Annotated in this window: 17 protein-coding genes; 4 read left to right on the forward strand and 13 right to left on the reverse strand. The window is 46.9% G+C overall.

Annotated elements, in window-relative coordinates:
- Positions 1 to 71: 71 nt before the first annotated feature.
- Complete coding sequence (locus V5M37_RS28150) at positions 72 to 581, reverse strand: YwhD family protein (RefSeq protein ID WP_423800145.1); 510 nt, start codon at positions 579 to 581, stop codon at positions 72 to 74.
- A gap of 18 nt (positions 582 to 599) precedes the next feature.
- Positions 600 to 1,259, reverse strand: a complete 660-nt coding sequence (locus V5M37_RS28155) for a site-2 protease family protein (RefSeq protein ID WP_423800146.1) — start codon at positions 1,257 to 1,259, stop codon at positions 600 to 602.
- 167 nt (positions 1,260 to 1,426) lie between these two features.
- On the opposite strand from V5M37_RS28155, the gene V5M37_RS28160 reads away from it, so the two are divergent.
- Positions 1,427 to 1,612 (forward strand): 2-hydroxymuconate tautomerase, encoded by a 186-nt coding sequence (locus tag V5M37_RS28160; protein WP_423800147.1) that lies wholly within the window; start codon positions 1,427 to 1,429, stop codon positions 1,610 to 1,612.
- A 115-nt stretch (positions 1,613 to 1,727) separates the two neighbouring features.
- Here V5M37_RS28160 and V5M37_RS28165 read toward each other — a convergent pair whose 3' ends face one another.
- From V5M37_RS28165 to V5M37_RS28175, 3 genes are all read right to left on the reverse strand, one after another.
- Positions 1,728 to 2,234, reverse strand: coding sequence for a YwgA family protein (locus tag V5M37_RS28165; RefSeq protein WP_423800148.1), 507 nt, complete (start codon positions 2,232 to 2,234; stop codon positions 1,728 to 1,730).
- Positions 2,235 to 2,266: 32 nt separating this feature from the next.
- On the reverse strand, positions 2,267 to 3,562 hold the full coding sequence (locus V5M37_RS28170; RefSeq protein WP_423800149.1) for an HD domain-containing protein: 1,296 nt from the start codon (positions 3,560 to 3,562) through the stop codon (positions 2,267 to 2,269).
- A 196-nt stretch (positions 3,563 to 3,758) separates the two neighbouring features.
- A complete protein-coding gene (locus V5M37_RS28175) occupies positions 3,759 to 3,980 on the reverse strand; it encodes a DUF1450 domain-containing protein (protein WP_213147939.1) in 222 nt (73 codons plus the stop codon).
- Between the two features lie 403 nt (positions 3,981 to 4,383).
- On the opposite strand from V5M37_RS28175, the gene V5M37_RS28180 reads away from it, so the two are divergent.
- The gene (locus V5M37_RS28180) at positions 4,384 to 5,145 is read left to right on the forward strand and encodes an RsfA family transcriptional regulator (protein ID WP_213147938.1); all 762 of its coding nucleotides are present in this window, start codon (positions 4,384 to 4,386) and stop codon (positions 5,143 to 5,145) included.
- 224 nt (positions 5,146 to 5,369) lie between these two features.
- Here V5M37_RS28180 and V5M37_RS28185 read toward each other — a convergent pair whose 3' ends face one another.
- Together V5M37_RS28185 and pta are read right to left on the reverse strand one after the other, a co-directional pair.
- Positions 5,370 to 6,200 (reverse strand): lipoate--protein ligase family protein, encoded by an 831-nt coding sequence (locus V5M37_RS28185; protein WP_423800150.1) that lies wholly within the window; start codon positions 6,198 to 6,200, stop codon positions 5,370 to 5,372.
- 257 nt (positions 6,201 to 6,457) lie between these two features.
- Complete coding sequence (gene pta, locus V5M37_RS28190) at positions 6,458 to 7,426, reverse strand: phosphate acetyltransferase (RefSeq protein ID WP_423800151.1); 969 nt, start codon at positions 7,424 to 7,426, stop codon at positions 6,458 to 6,460.
- 246 nt (positions 7,427 to 7,672) lie between these two features.
- Here pta and hemQ point away from each other — a divergent pair, with 246 nt between their 5' ends.
- Both hemQ and gerQ read left to right on the forward strand, forming a co-directional pair.
- On the forward strand, positions 7,673 to 8,416 hold the full coding sequence (hemQ, locus tag V5M37_RS28195) for a hydrogen peroxide-dependent heme synthase (RefSeq protein WP_423800152.1): 744 nt from the start codon (positions 7,673 to 7,675) through the stop codon (positions 8,414 to 8,416).
- A gap of 185 nt (positions 8,417 to 8,601) precedes the next feature.
- Entirely contained in the window at positions 8,602 to 9,069 is a 468-nt protein-coding gene (gerQ, locus tag V5M37_RS28200) for a spore coat protein GerQ (protein ID WP_423800153.1), read from the forward strand.
- A 47-nt stretch (positions 9,070 to 9,116) separates the two neighbouring features.
- On the opposite strand, the gene V5M37_RS28205 is transcribed toward gerQ, so the two are convergent.
- From V5M37_RS28205 to V5M37_RS28230, 6 genes are all read right to left on the reverse strand, one after another.
- Positions 9,117 to 9,488 carry a DUF423 domain-containing protein gene (locus V5M37_RS28205; RefSeq protein ID WP_213117082.1) on the reverse strand — a complete coding sequence of 124 codons (372 nt, stop codon included), beginning with the start codon at positions 9,486 to 9,488 and terminating at the stop codon, positions 9,117 to 9,119.
- Positions 9,489 to 9,506: 18 nt separating this feature from the next.
- On the reverse strand, positions 9,507 to 9,836 hold the full coding sequence (locus V5M37_RS28210; protein ID WP_423800154.1) for a YwdI family protein: 330 nt from the start codon (positions 9,834 to 9,836) through the stop codon (positions 9,507 to 9,509).
- 163 nt (positions 9,837 to 9,999) lie between these two features.
- Positions 10,000 to 11,019, reverse strand: a complete 1,020-nt coding sequence (locus tag V5M37_RS28215) for a thiazole biosynthesis adenylyltransferase ThiF (protein ID WP_423800155.1) — start codon at positions 11,017 to 11,019, stop codon at positions 10,000 to 10,002.
- Positions 11,020 to 11,246: 227 nt separating this feature from the next.
- The gene (moaD, locus tag V5M37_RS28220; protein WP_423800156.1) at positions 11,247 to 11,480 is read right to left on the reverse strand and encodes a molybdopterin converting factor subunit 1; all 234 of its coding nucleotides are present in this window, start codon (positions 11,478 to 11,480) and stop codon (positions 11,247 to 11,249) included.
- Positions 11,473 to 11,940, reverse strand: a complete 468-nt coding sequence (locus tag V5M37_RS28225; RefSeq protein WP_213147930.1) for a molybdenum cofactor biosynthesis protein MoaE — start codon at positions 11,938 to 11,940, stop codon at positions 11,473 to 11,475. Before V5M37_RS28225 ends, moaD begins: the two co-directional genes overlap by 8 nt.
- Positions 11,941 to 13,863: a molybdopterin biosynthesis protein gene (locus tag V5M37_RS28230; protein WP_423802696.1), complete on the reverse strand. Its 1,923-nt coding sequence runs from the start codon at positions 13,861 to 13,863 to the stop codon at positions 11,941 to 11,943. It lies immediately after the preceding gene.
- Positions 13,864 to 13,877: the final 14 nt, after the last annotated feature.

Below are 13,877 nucleotides of genomic sequence, written 5' to 3' on the forward strand. Positions count from 1 at the left end.
ACATCTTTTATTTTTGTAAAAAAATGTTCATAATTAGCGTTTAAAAGGGGCTTGATTTTCCCTAAAATATTCTAATCAGCCTGCAAACCGTTTTTCAGTTCATCGGTCGAATTGTTCCATAAATCTTCGTTATGGCCGCGCAGAAAATCGGCTAGCACCTTTTTCGATTTGTCGTCCATATGGTCGACGATAATGTGGCGCTTCAGCGATTTATCCATGCGGTTGACGTGCTCGGGCAGCGACTTGTAGCCGCGGCGAATTTCCCGGTCAACAGTCATATAACAGGCTGTCACTCCAGCATAATAAGGACCTTCCGGCTTGCGGTCAACCGTCACCCACACAAGCCAATACGGCTTGCCATTTGGCACATCGTCCTGATTCGGGAGGAATTTGATCCCTTTTTCAACGACGCTGCGGGCATGCATCGCACCGACATCAATCTCTGCTTCTCCGGCATTGACGTCAATAATGACCGGCGAAACATTATCAAGGCTCAACGCCCCCTTGCCATAGCCCTTGTGCCCGTCTGTCGGGTCATTTTTAATAATATTAAAACCTAGTTTTTTCTTGTTTTCTTCCATTGATGCTATAAACCTCCTTTAAAAAAACAAACCATAAAAGAAATTGCTTAATCCACCAGCCACCCACGGGACGACAACATTAAATATCGGCTGAATCGTATAGCTGTCGAGCGGTGTGATGACTAATATCAGAAAAATTAATATCCCATACTGTTCATATTGTGTCATTTTGGCCCGGACTTCATTGGGCGCCAAATCTTCCACAATCCGGTAGCCGTCAAGCGGCGGCAGGGGAAGAAGATTAAAAATAAACAATACCACATTGAGCTGAATAAAGATTTCAAAAAAATCATATAAACGATCTGGTGCATTGACCCCAAACCGGTTCAGCCCATAGGCGATAATAAAGCCGAGGCAAGCCAGCACCAAATTGCTTAGCGGCCCCGCGGCTGACACAAGCACTCCGGCAAGGCGCGGCTTCTTAAAGAAAAAGCGATTGACCGGAACAGGACGGGCCCAGCCAAAGCCAGCGATAAAAATTAAAATGGTCCCGAATGGATCAAGATGCTGCAGCGGATTTAACGTCAGGCGGCCTTGCTTTTGGGCAGTGTGGTCGCCGAATTTATAGGCAACGTAAGCATGGGCAAATTCGTGAAATGTAAAAGCAAACACGAGCGTAATCGCGACGTAGGGAACCAGCTCCAACGGGTATGCGAAAAAGCGACTAAAACCTTCCAAATGGGTTTCTCCTCTCTCGTGAAAAAACAGCTTGGTATCTCTCTAGTTTCCTTTAAGTATACATGAAACCGCATGGAAAAAGAAAACCAAATGTGCCGACGATTCTTGCACATTTTGGCCGTTTGTGGAACACTACAATCATGACCCATTAAAAGGAGGAAGTTAGTATGCCATATGTAACTGTTAAAATGCTTGAAGGTCGCACCGAGGATCAAAAGAAAGCGCTCGTTGAAAAAGTAACCGACGCTGTCAGCGAAACCACCGGCGCACCAAAAGAAAACATCACCATCTTCATCGAAGAAATGAGCAAAAACCACTACGCAAGAGCAGGAGTTCGCTTCAGCGACAAATAAGGTGTCAGGCACCGCATGTGGACTTTTGTCCGCCTGAGGTGGACACTAGCAATCCAGTCCAAAAGAAAACCGCTTAGAATCGGCCGTGATTCAAGCGGTTTTTTTACGATTGCCTTTATTGCGTTACCTTGACTTTTAATGCCTCAATATATCGATACGCCTCATCGATTTCTTCATCCGTGTAGCGCTGGCTGCTTTTTAAGGTGAACACCTTCTGGGCAACCTCTTCCTTTGGAAGATTATCAAAATATAAAACCGTCGAAACCAGTTCAAGGAATCTAGCATTCTGGTCATTCATATCGGTCAGGCAATCCGCCAAACAAGGCATGTCCACTTCGTTTAGACTTAAAAACTCCTTGCCTGAATCGGTCAATGTATAGCGATATTGATAATATCCGCCCTTTTTCTCCTTCACTTCATTAAGAAACCCCATATTGCAAAGCTCCTCTACGCGAGTCGTCAATTCCTCAGAGTATGGGCCGTAAAAGTGAAATTGGAAGCGGTCTTGAAACGGAAAATCAATTTTTTTAGCAATATATATCATCTTCTGCAGCTTTTTTCTTCCGATTATTTCACCGGAAACTAGAATTGCCTGCATCAGTTTGGCATGATCTTTCAGCAATGTTCGTCATCTCCTACTCCATTTAACAATACTTATTGTAAAAGGGCGCGAATTTTCTTTTTCCACTCTGTACCAATGGCAGTGTCCTCAAGAAAATCAGCCGGATAGTAAAGCTTGTGGTCCGTTCTGCGTTTTCCCGAAATCGCATCGACGATTTCTGATTCGCGGGAAAGCTCCCGCAAGTCCCCATTTTTCATCAACAGATGAATCGGCAGCCGTTCCTCTTCCTCACCCGGACGGTAAAAGTCATATGGCAGATCTGATGAAGAATCGACCACCAAGTAATATTCGGGATCAATGCCTGCTTTTTCAAAAAGCAACGTTAATTCGGCGAGCTTCTTATATTCCTTGGCAGGATCAAATTCGGCATACTTGAATAAATTCCGATTGACAAAACGTTGGCAGAGGTCGCTTAAAATGGGGTCGGCCTCCTCCTGCCAGATCTGAAAATAAAACATAATCACAGATTCATCTAATTTTAAATAGTCTTCTAACGTCACTTGCTCCGTGAAAAAAGAGATAAAGTGAATCGGTTCATGTTTAAAAGAATAGTTTTTCTTAAATAATTCCTTGGCGCGATGGAGGATTTTTGTCAAAATAACCTCTGCACTGCGGGAGACGGGGTGGAAGTAAACCTGCCAGTACATTTGGTAGCGGCTCATGATATAATCCTCGACCGCATGCATGCCGCTCTTTTTAATGACGACCTGATCCTCGCGCGGGCGCATCACCCTTAAAATCCGCTCCATGTCAAACTGCCCATAGCTTACCCCAGTAAAGTAGGCATCGCGCTGTAGATAATCCATCCGGTCGGCGTCTATTTGACTGGAAATCAGGCTGACGACCATCTTCTTTTCCGAGGTTTTCGCGATCACTTCGGCTACCTGCTCAGGAAACTCCGGGCTGACTCTTTGGAGGACCCTGTTTACCTCTGTGCTCCCGAGGATAATCGCACGGGTGAAGTCCTCATGGTCAAAGCCGAACACTTTCTCAAAGGCGTGGGAAAACGGACCGTGGCCGAGGTCGTGCAGCAAGGCTGCGCAAAGCGTGAGAAGGCGGTCATCGTCGTTCCATTCCGGCCTTCCTTCGAACACGTCATCGATGATCCGGCGGACAATTTCGTAAACGCCAAGGGAATGGTTGAATCGGCTGTGCTCTGCACCGTGAAAGGTCAAAAAGGTCGTCCCTAGCTGCTTAATGCGTCTTAAACGCTGAAACTCCTTCGTCCCGACCAAATCCCAAATTGCCCGGTCGCGGACGTGGACATAGCGATGGACGGGGTCCTTAAACACTTTTTCTTCGCTTAATTTTTCCGCCGAATACAACATTGATTTCCCTCTTCCTGATATTCTTGCTTCTATTATATCCCCACTAAAAGGGTAAATCATCCAAAATTCAACAATTTTCTTCAGTATTTTTCGACAAGGCTGTGGTGTTAGGTACCGCCCATGGACATTGTCCGTCGGGTGGACATCTGCCGTTCACACAAAAGAAAAATCACCTTGGCCCAGTGTTCAAAGGTGATTATTTTAGCTTTTTATTGATTTTCTCCATTAATTCCTCTTCTGTCAGGGCCGCGAGCGGGCGGTTATTGACAAAGGCGAACGTCTTTTTTCGGCCGGGTCCGCAGTAAGACTGGCAGCCGATTTTGATTTCGGCATTCGGGTCAATCTCTTTCAGACGAGGGATCAATGTCTTTAAATTTACGGCTTGACAATCGTCGCAAACGCGAAATTCATTGGACATTTATTACAACCCTTTCTACAAAAACAATCTATAAATAATAGTTTAACCAACTACCATATTGAAATTACAATGAGAAAAATCACAATTCGAAAAAAATTTAAAACCTCAGTGCCGTACATTTAACTCCTAACGTATTTTACATTTTCTCTGATTTCAATGCAAGTTGCAAAGTTTAGCAATTAGGGTTCTACTTCTCAATAAAACCGCGGCCAATCGGCATCCAAAGCGAATCACCAAAATAGTTGCATTATACTTACCTATTAGCAAAAAAATCTATTATCCTTTTAACCATTTTGGTATAAAGCCTAGAAAACTTGTCCATCATAAGACTAGAACTTTTTATAATTTCGCCGGAATTTGCCCGGCAAATCATTTGGAAATTATGTTAGGGAGATGAAAACATATGAAAGTTCGTCAAGATGCATGGACAGATGAAGACGATTTGCTATTGGCTGAAACCGTCCTCAGACACGTGAGGGAGGGCAGCACCCAGCTGAACGCATTTGAAGAGGTAGGAGACAAATTGAACCGGACCTCCGCAGCCTGCGGTTTCAGATGGAACGCCGTTGTCCGCCATCGCTATGAAAAAGCGTTACAATTAGCGAAAAAACAGCGCAAACAAAGACAAAGAATCCTAGGAAAGGATCAGGGCGGCAAGAAAAAGCTTCTCTACAATCCGCCGGTTCCAGTCTCCGAAGATTTAGGAGTTTTAAACGTTCAGAGTGAAGTGATGCCTGAGGCCCCTGCTGAAATGCAGGACATGACGGTTGAAATGGCAGTAGAAGCATTGGTGCAGACGCAAGCGCAAACAGCGCCGGTACAGACCTACAGGCCAGCCGTGACAACATCAGCATCCGGTCTCACAATGGATACCATCATTGCTTTCTTGGAAAACTTTAAACATTCCAATCTGCAAAATGATGTATTAAAAACTGAGAATGAAAGATTAAAAAGAGAAATTGCTGACCTGAGACAGCAGAATGAAGAATTGAGCTCGAAAGTCAGGGATCTTGAGGATAACCGCGAAACGATGCAGGAAGATTACGAGACCCTCATGAAGATTATGAACCGCGCCCGCAAGCTTGTTCTTTTTGAGGAAGAGGAACGTCCGGCAACAAAGTTCAAAATGGACCGCAACGGGAACCTCGAAAAGGTAGCCGAATAATTCTCTAGACAGAAAGCAGTGGGAGAGAGACGCACAGCATCTTTATTCAAAAAAGGCCGGACATCCTTTACAAAGGATGTAACGGCTTTTTTGCTTGGTTTGAAAAATTAGCTCCGTGAATACACTCCACGCCAGTCCCAACTTGCAGATAGGGCCTGCCAACTTACGGATAAGGCCCACCAATTGGCGGAAAGCTGTAACGTCAGCAGGCTTTGCCGGATTCGCTACATCTCCGCCAGCTTTTCGTTCCGCTCGACAATTCTCTGGTAGTAGCCCGGCAAAAGCTCCAGTTCGTATTCATTTAACGGGCCGGCAAACAGCCGGTCACTGGTATTTTTCAACTCCGTTAAGAGCCTAAGCATGACGTCGGCTATGCTAAGTTCCACTCCGAGCAGCTCTGAAAGTGAGGCCATGACTTCCGGGACGATTTCGGGATACACGAACTTGGTTGGCTCATTTCGTTTGGCTTTTCTGTAAAATTCGCGAACAAGTTCAGCGCGCTCCGACCCGCTCCCGTTTACACAAAGATAAATCTGGACTGCGACCCCTTTTTTCAAACGGCGCTGCGAAATGCCGGCAAATTTTTTTCCGCCGATGCTGAGGTCATAGCTGCCAGGGCAGTAGGAACCGACGATTTCCCTCGCTTCAATCTGCTGCGTGTAATCAGCAAACATCCGCTGGATTAGCACCCACATCGCATCATAGCCGCGGTTGATGTCGATTCCTTTTTCCGCCTCCGGAAGAATCAACGAGATGTTAAGGACCCCTTCATCGAGAACCACGGCAAGTCCGCCGGAATTCCTGACGATAGACTGATAGCCCTTTTCTTGTAAAAATTGAATGCCCTCCTGTAAGAATGGCAGTTTTGTATCTTGTATGCCGAGGACAATCGTGTTGTGATGCACCCACGTGCGCGCTGTTGCCGGAGCCTGTCCCGCTCCGACCGAGGCACAAAGTGTGTCATCGATGCCAAATGACTGAAGCGCCTGAAAATGCGGCCCGACCGAGGACTGGTCAATAATCCGCCACTGTGGTTGTCGCAATAAACCTTCCATTTTGGTTGCTCCTTGTACGGTATGATGGAGTTATTTTATCAAAATGCTTCATAAAAAAATAGTTTGCGACCTCTCGAAGGAAGATATCTACAAATTTTGGGATATATCAACGTATTTATGAAATATATCGACAAATTTCTGAAAGATATCTACACAAATTCAATTATATCTACAAATTTCCACCAGATATCTACAAATCACAAATCAAGCCTGAAAAAAAGAGCCAGTCCAGCCTCGGACCAGCCCTCAAAATACTATTACAATCCCTGCGCCGCCGTAATCAACGCCAGCTTATAAACGTCCTCTTCGTTGCAGCCGCGGGAGAGGTCGTTCACCGGCGCGTTCAAGCCCTGAAGAATCGGGCCGACGGCTTCAAAGCCGCCTAAGCGCTGGGCAATTTTGTAACCGATATTTCCCGCTTCCAAACTAGGGAAGATAAATACATTTGCATCACCCTGCAGCACGGAGCCAGGCGCTTTGCTTTTTGCTACAGAAGGAACAAAGGCAGCGTCAAACTGAAATTCCCCGTCGAGCACAAGCGACGGTTCACGGCGCTTCGCCTCTTCAACGGCGGCCACAACCCGCTCCGTTTCTTCCGACTTCGCAGAGCCCTTCGTTGAGAACGATAGCATCGCAACACGCGGCTCAAGATCAAACTTCTCCGCCGTTTTCGCACTTTCAATCGCGATTTCCGCTAAATCCATGCTGTCAGGTGCAATGTTAATCGCGCAATCCGCAAACACATATTTCTCGTCATCGCGGACCATAATGAACACGCCTGAGGTTTTCTTCACGCCAGCCTTTGTCTTGATGATCTGCAAGGCCGGGCGGACGGTATCGGCAGTTGAGTGGGCAGCACCGCTGACAAGCCCATGTGCTTTATTTGTATATACCAGCATCGTACCAAAGTAGTTTTCATCTAATAAAATCTTGCGGGCATCCTCTTCGGTTGCTTTGCCATTGCGGCGTTCCACAAACGCAGCCACAAGCTCATCCATTCCCGCGTAGTTCGCCGGGTCATAAATTTCCGCAGCATCCAAGGATACACCAAGCTCCTGCGCTTTTGCCTGAACCTGCTCAATATTCCCAACCAAAATTGGTGTAAGCAGATTTTCCTCCGCCAAACGGCTGGCCGCTCTGACAATCCGCTCATCCAATCCTTCCGGGAAAACAATTTTCAAGCCGCGTCCAGAAATTTTATTCTTCAAACCTTCAAACAAATCCACACCAAACACTCCTTTAAAAAAACTCCTTTAAATCAGGATACTTTACCAAATTAATTTTTCAAGCGATGTTCATCACAGACAGCGTTTCCACAGAAAAGTTTATTTTTTCAAAAAATGACACTCTACTTTTTACTATTCTCTTTTTTTCATAAAAATATCCTCTAAAGGTTTATTTGGGGAAACCTTGGTCAAACTATGGTATAGTTATGGTTGTTTAAGAAGAATGATTACATAGGAGTGATTTTAATGAGTGAAGCAGCACAAACGCTTGACGGCTGGTATTGCCTGCATGATTTCCGCACTGTGGACTGGACCACCTGGAAGATGCTTTCTGAAGATGAGCGCCAAGCGGCGATTCACGAGTTTTTAAGTCTGATTGAAAAATGGAACACCACCCAAGAACGCAAAGAAGGCAGCCATGCTTTATATACAATCGTAGGCCAAAAGGCAGATTTCATGATGATGATCCTGCGCCCGACGATGGAAGAACTGAACCAAATTGAAACCGAATTCAACAAAACCAAATTTGCCGAATTCCTTGTGCCGGCCCATTCTTATGTATCCGTTGTCGAGCTCAGCAACTACCTGCCTGCAGGAGAGGATCCGTACCAGAACCCGCAAATTTTGGCACGCCTGTATCCTACTCTGCCAAAAACACAGTATGTCTGCTTCTACCCAATGGATAAGCGCCGCCAGGGCAATGATAACTGGTACATGCTGCCGATGGAGGAGCGCCGCAATCTAATGCGCAGCCACGGCATGATTGGCCGCCAATATGCTGGCAAGGTCCGCCAAATCATCACCGGGTCTGTCGGTTTCGATGATTACGAATGGGGCGTCACCCTGTTCGCGGAAGATGTGTTGCAATTTAAAAAGCTTGTTTATGAAATGCGTTTTGACGAAGTCAGCGCCCGCTACGGCGAATTCGGCGCATTCTTTGTCGGCAACCTGTTAGAGGAAGAGCGCATTCCAAAGTTCTTACACGTATAACTCGTTCGTTTAAAAGCTCCCAACTCAAAAAGCTGGGAGCTTTTTTCATTTGCACCTCGTCCTAAAGTCATATATCTGAACTTTCCCTCATACTAATAAAACAGCGAGAAGTAGGAACCAATTATAGGTTTCCGAGTATGTATAGATTGTTGGGCTATTGATTTATATTTTTAGGAGGGAAAAAAATGAGCCAATATTATAATCCTCAAGGATTTCAGCCCTATACTGGTGGTGCAGCCGGAATGCAGGGAGCCCAGCCAATCGCTGGCGGGCAGGGATTTGTTCCCACTCAGTCGGGAGGATTTCCTCCAGGTGCAGGAGCTGTTCCGCCAAGGCCGCCTGCCGGAGGCAGTTCCGTTCCAGGCATGCTGCCAATTGAACAATCATATATTGAGAATATTTTACGCTTAAACAAAGGCAAGCTCGTATCTGTATTTGCTACATTTGAAGGCAACACACAGTGGAATGCCAAAGAATTTAGAGGAATTATCGAGGCAGCCGGCCGTGACCATGTCATCTTAAGCGATCCGCAAAAAGGCACCCGCTTCCTGATTCCAATGGTAGCCGTAGACTACATCACATTTGCTGAAGAAATCGAGTATGAATATCCGTACGGCGCAGGGCCGCAATTAGGTACTTACCCGCCAAGATAATATGAGAAAAGCATTGAGCAATAAGGTCTCAATGCTTTTTTTCATGATTAAAATTGTTTTACCGCTCCAAGAATCATCAATACCCAAGCCGCTAGGAAGCAAACGCCGCCGATTGGGGTGATGGCGCCAAGCGGGCCGATTTTTGTTAAGCTTAATAGATACAAGCTGCCGCTGAATAAGATGATACCAACAAGCATTAACCAGCCTGACCAGGTAAACAAAGAGCTAGTTGCAGCTTTTCCAAGCAGCAGGCCAATGATTAAAATACCGGTTGCATGAAACATTTGATAGGTAACGCCGGTTTTCCAAATCTCAAGATAATGAGCATCTAATCTGTCCTTTAGCCCGTGTGCCCCAAAAGCACCAAGTGCGACTGCCAAAAAGGCATTAATAGCACCGATGACAATAAAAGTTTTCATGTAATTATTCTCTCCTTTTTAAAAATCAAACAGTGAATCACCATTAGCCTCATCGTCCAGTTCCAATTTTTTTGGCTGTGGTGTAGTGACTGTTGGCTGTTGAAAAATCGGCTGCGAGACAGCGGGCTGATAGGCCGCCTGCTGGAATACTTGAGTTGCTGTTGCTTGCTGAATAACGGCCGATGCAGGCTGCACATCCCGTCCGGTCTGCTTTTCTTCCAATATCAATTCGCATAATATTTTAATAGAGTAAACCCTTTCGCGCAAGCTTTCTTCCTTATGGCTGGCCCGTGCCTGATTCAGTTCTTCTTCCATTTTGGCTAATAATTTTTGGACAGATATATTCACGTTCAAATACTCCTCATTTTCGGTCTCTATTTTATTCTACATGAGTATCGGCTTTTTTTCGAAAAAATAGTCTTTTACAAGCTTTCGACATATTTCAAATGTTCCACGTGAAACTTGTTGAAAAATGTAAAACCCGCATCTTTAAAGATTCGGGTTTCTTAGTTTATCCTAATATCCTTTGATAGATTGTTTTCGCATGGGTCAAATCTTTTGTCCCGTGAATAAGGGCCCGGCCGTCTTGGAAGATGACCATCCGCTCCTCGCCCATTTCAACTGACACTAAATATGGATTGCCTTTTACAGTATAGCCGAGCGAGCTAAGCTGGCCTGCGAGCCTTTCTAGCGAAATTTCCCCAGGTGTGGCAGGACGGATTTGCACAGTATCGCGGCCGCACAGGACTGTGGTCTTTGTCATATTTTCACGGTCGAGATAAGGATATGTCCGCTCCTCGCCGCACGATAGGCAGCCCGAGTATTTGGCCTTTGACATTTTCATGCTTGTATATTGATTTCTCCATAAATCGAAGCTGACAAAGGCCTGGCGGACTGCATCCCAATCCTCTACCAGCATCTTCAACGCTTCCGCAGTCTGGTGGGCAATGACCATTTGCACGGCAGGAGAAATGATGCCGCCAGTATCGCAGGTCATCCCCTGAAGCGGAATCGTCCGCAGCAGGCAATTTAAACACGGTGTTTTACCCGGAATGATGGAAAAACTCATCCCATAGCTGCCGACGCAGGCCCCGTAAATCCAAGGAATGTTGTATTTCTGGGAAACGTCGTTCATCGCCATCCGCGTTTCAAAATTGTCAGTCGCATCTAACATCAGGTCGACCCCCGCAGCTAGCTCCTCGAGTAGCTCCGGAGTGGCGTCGCCGATGATGGCGTTAATTTCAACATCTGAATTAATTGCTTTTAGACGCTTTTTAGCTGTTGCTGCCTTAGGTAGTTTTTCTGCCACATCCTCTTCTGTATAAAGCTGCTGGCGCTGCAGATTACTGGCCTCGACATAGTCCCGATCGACAATGGTTAATCTGCCGACGCCGGCCCGGGTCAGGATTTCCGCATTACCTGAGCCGAGGGCCCCGGCACCGATAATCAAAACATGCTTTTTTCTTATTTTTTCTTGGCCTTCCTTGCCGATTCCCGGAAAAAGGACTTGCCTTGAATAGCGTTCGTTCATAAAGATCCCCTTTCTCGAAGAAAACTCGCCTGGTGGCGAGCTTTTAGGGCATTAAATTACAAATTTTAAAGAAAAATTGTTTTTCTATGTTCCATTTTATTAAATTGCAGATTCATTTCACTGTCTATTGGCGGTTTTTTAGATTCTATTGGCGAATTCGGACGTTCTATTGGCGAATTTCTCTTTTCTATTGGCGAATCTGACCATTCTATCGGCGAATCAAAAAATCAGCCACCGCTGACCGGCGGGATAAACGCGATTTCGTCGCCATCCTTAATCACTTCATCATTAGAAGCAAACTCTTCATTTATCGCCGTCATCACCGTTTCCATCCGCGGCAAATCGTACTTCTCAGAGAGTTCCGCCTTCAATTCAGCCACCGTTTTGCCGCTGGCATCAAGCCTCAGGAACTCCTCGCCAACCGCATCGCGCAAATGGGCGAAAAACAAAATTTTATTCACTTAAATCACCTTCCTCAGGCTTTCCGCTCGGATAAGCCTTCGTTTCGAGCTGGTTGCCGACCCATTCCTCGCCGTCCTCCCAGTGCTCTTTTTTCCAAATTGGGACAATTTCCTTAATCCGCTCAATCGCATAGCGGTTCGCCTCATAGGCATCAGCCCGGTGCGGCGTCGACACCGCAATCACTACCGCCACATCGGTAATATCCAAGCGCCCGACCCGATGAGTAATTGCAACTTGAGAACCCGCCCAGCGCTCTTCAATCTCGCGGCCAATCTGTTCCAGCTTTTTCACAGCCATCGCTTCATATGCGTCATAGATTAAAAATAACGTCTTTTTTCCATAGGTCAATTCCCGGACGGTGCCGATGAAGGTAGTAATAGCGCCGGCTTCGCGCTGGACCACCTTGTCGATAACATCCTGTATATTAATTGGTTCTTTTGAAATCTCGTAAAGCTTCAATTATTTCACCTCTTCAGCCAAGCGCTTTGGCTCGGCGTTTTCCACCACTTGATAACCGCCGATATTCTCCACCTGAGCCTTGAAGGCGGGGGAATGGATGATTTCCGCTAGCAGCTTGAACTGTTCACTTTCGTAAAAGCTTCTGGTCATGACTAAATCGTATTCCTCGTCGGAAACCGGAACGAACTCCAAGCCCATTGCCTTTGCCGCCGGATAAATACCGAGACCAGCGCCATAAGCATCACTGTTCACTTCCGCAGCAACTGCTAAATGCGAGAACATTTCGCGGTCATAGCCCGCTATTCGCTCCGGCTCAAGCCCTGCTTCCTCCAGCAGCATATCAAACAAAATCCTCGTGCCGGCGCCTTTTTGGCGGTTCACAAAGTTCGCTCCCTTTTCCACCAAATCACGCACGTCACGGATTTCAAGCGGATTGCCGGCCGGTAAAATCCAGCCCTGCTTACGCTTCAAAAATGGATACAGGACAACCTCCTGCCCGGCTAACAACCGGCGTACATATGATATATTATTTTGTTTTGTCTCAGGGTCAAGCAAATGAATCCCCGCTACATGGGCCTCGCCTTTTCGGATTGCCATAATGCCGGCCATGCTGCCGACATGCGAGGAGACAATTTTCATCTCGGTCCGCACCCGCTTCAGCGCCGACGACAATAGGTCAATCGTCAAATCGTGGCTGCCCGTAAACATGATCGCATTCCGGATTTCCTCAAGCGGCCGCAGCAACTCCACTTCCGCCAGCTCGCCTTGTTCATAGCCGATCACATCTGGCGGCACCACCAATAACCCATCTGCCCGCACATATGACATCGTCACCCCAGCCGCTCTTGTCAGCGGATTAGCGACAAATTGGCCATTCACATAGCCGATATTCATTCGCACAAAATCCTCAGCGCCCATCGACGAAACGATGCGCCGGCCAAGCTTGACGGTAACCTTCTGCCGCTCTGGCTCCGGCACACCTAAGTACTTGCAGACAAGCGGCCGTGCGAACCATTCCAGCGCCAGATAAGCCGAAACCGGATATCCCGGTACGCCAATCACAACCGTACCATTAATCATACCCAAAATAACCGGCTTCCCAGGACGTGCCGCAACGCCGTGAGTATAAACCGTACCAAGCTCTTGAATGATATGAACGGTATAATCCTTGCGCCCTGCCGACGACCCCGCATTGATGACGATAAAGTCCGAAGTCTCAGAAGCCTCCAAAAGCGCTTCTTTAATCTTCTCCGGCTCATCCTTGACAATCCGGTGCAAGCGCGGCTCGCCGCCCCACTCTTTAATAAAATTGGCAAACACCGTCCCGTTAAATTCAACAATTTTTCCCGGTGCCATCTCCTGCCCGGGCTCGACTAATTCATTCCCAGTCGGAATAACCGCCACAACCGGTTTTTTCACAACTGGAATCTCGAGCAACCCCGAAGCAATCAGCACGCCCAAATCAGCAGGCCTTAATGCATGACCCTGCGGAAACAGCATTTCCTCCTGAACGATATCCTCGCCAATCGGACGGATGTGCTGCCAAGGCGTCGCGGGTTCGATGATTTCAATCGTCTCCTCGTCCAACACCTGCACATGCTCAATCATAATCACCGCATTAAACGGCGATGGTATCGCATTTCCCGTATCCACATGAACAAACTGCTCACCAAGCTTTAAATGAAGCGGGTTCTGCTCATGCGCCGTATACGTGCTTTCCGCCACAACCGCCACACCGTCCATCGCCGAGGCATGATAGTGCGGCGTCGACACAGGCGCAAAAATCGGTTCAGCCGTCACACGCCCTAATGCATCCACTGTCGGAATCAGTTCCTTTTCCGGAGTACTCTCAAAAGCAGCGAGAATTTCATCTCGCGCCTCGAAACGTGGTTTATCTTCCAAGTAAATTTTCCGTTTATACATAACTGCCGCTCCCC

Source organism: Neobacillus sp. SAB-20_R2A (genome assembly GCF_049568635.1).
Classification (GTDB): domain Bacteria; phylum Bacillota; class Bacilli; order Bacillales; family Cytobacillaceae; genus Neobacillus; species Neobacillus citreus.

Coding starts and splice junctions, on each gene's coding strand:
- V5M37_RS28230 (WP_423802696.1), bottom strand. CDS start 13,863: ATGTATAAACGGAAAATTTACTTGGAAGATAAACCACGTTTCGAGGCG.
- V5M37_RS28205 (WP_213117082.1), bottom strand. CDS start 9,488: ATGAAAACTTTTATTGTCATCGGTGCTATTAATGCCTTTTTGGCAGTC.
- V5M37_RS28185 (WP_423800150.1), bottom strand. CDS start 6,200: ATGGAAGGTTTATTGCGACAACCACAGTGGCGGATTATTGACCAGTCC.
- hemQ (WP_423800152.1), top strand. CDS start 7,673: ATGAGTGAAGCAGCACAAACGCTTGACGGCTGGTATTGCCTGCATGAT.
- V5M37_RS28170 (WP_423800149.1), bottom strand. CDS start 3,562: ATGTTGTATTCGGCGGAAAAATTAAGCGAAGAAAAAGTGTTTAAGGAC.
- V5M37_RS28160 (WP_423800147.1), top strand. CDS start 1,427: ATGCCATATGTAACTGTTAAAATGCTTGAAGGTCGCACCGAGGATCAA.
- V5M37_RS28175 (WP_213147939.1), bottom strand. CDS start 3,980: ATGTCCAATGAATTTCGCGTTTGCGACGATTGTCAAGCCGTAAATTTA.
- gerQ (WP_423800153.1), top strand. CDS start 8,602: ATGAGCCAATATTATAATCCTCAAGGATTTCAGCCCTATACTGGTGGT.
- V5M37_RS28150 (WP_423800145.1), bottom strand. CDS start 581: ATGGAAGAAAACAAGAAAAAACTAGGTTTTAATATTATTAAAAATGAC.
- V5M37_RS28180 (WP_213147938.1), top strand. CDS start 4,384: ATGAAAGTTCGTCAAGATGCATGGACAGATGAAGACGATTTGCTATTG.
- V5M37_RS28215 (WP_423800155.1), bottom strand. CDS start 11,019: ATGAACGAACGCTATTCAAGGCAAGTCCTTTTTCCGGGAATCGGCAAG.